This window comes from Streptomyces anatolicus, from assembly GCF_019400875.1.
Classification (GTDB): Bacteria; Actinomycetota; Actinomycetes; order Streptomycetales; family Streptomycetaceae; genus Streptomyces; species Streptomyces anatolicus.
Map to the genome: position 1 here is coordinate 1 of NZ_WMBF01000864.1, position 927 is coordinate 927.

Annotated in this window: 1 protein-coding gene; it reads right to left on the bottom strand. The window is 72.8% G+C overall.

What is annotated here, in order from left to right:
• Nucleotides 1-125: 125 nt before the first annotated feature.
• The coding region (locus GKQ77_RS33020; RefSeq protein WP_308117864.1) for an HAD family hydrolase at nt 126-927 on the bottom strand (802 nt) is incomplete at its 5' end.

Sequence of the window (927 nt, forward strand, 5' to 3'; positions counted from 1 at the left end):
GCCCACCCCTCCGCCGCCCACTCCCGCACCGTACGACGACCGCCACGAGCCACCCATCCCCCTCGGCCACCACGGAGTCGAGCACACCGACCGGCAAGACGCCATGGTGCCCGCTCCGGGCCCGGTCAGGAAGGCTCCGTCTCCACCAGCCGCAGCAGCGGCCCCAGAGTGGACAGGATCAGCTCGGCCCCCGCCTCCCGCAAGGGGGCCGCCTTGCGCTCGTCACGTGCGTAACCGGCGAAGAGGACCTTCGCCTTCCGTGCGGCCCGGAGATCGGTCACCGTGTCGCCGATCATCACGGCCTCGGCGGGCCGCGCACCCAGGCCACGCAGGGCCCGGTGCAGAGAGTCGGGATCCGGTTTGAGCAGCACCGGCTGGTCCGTGCGGCCGTAGATGTGCGGGCCGAAGGCGTCGGCCAGGTCGTGCCGGCGGAGGTAGGCGGCGACGGCGTGCGGAGAGTTGTTGGTGACCACGGCGGTACGGACGCCGTGCGCCCGGAGCCTGCGGATGAGCCCGTGGGCGCCGGGTGTGGGCGGAGCCGTGTGTGCGGCCGCCACCTCACCCTTCGTGAGAACGGCCTCCACTTCGGCGAGCAGTCCGGCGTCCTCGATCACGCCTTCACGCAGCGCGCGATCCACGGCGCGCAGGACATCATGGGGATCCTTGGACCGCTCCTCCTGCGGCGTGAGGACGTGGTGGGCGCCGCGTTCGCGAGCATGCTCCCGCAGTGCGCGGGCGACGCTCGCGGACGATCCGTCGGGGAAGAGCCGGCAGACGGGTCCGTCGAAGTCGAAGAGCACGCAGCTCTCGGCGGGCTTGGCCAACAGGCGCGCCACCGGGCCGAGTTCGGGCATGTAGGCCCCCGGTCCGCCGCCCGGCATCACGTCGTGCGCGACACCCCGCCGACCGAAGTCACCGCCCATTCCC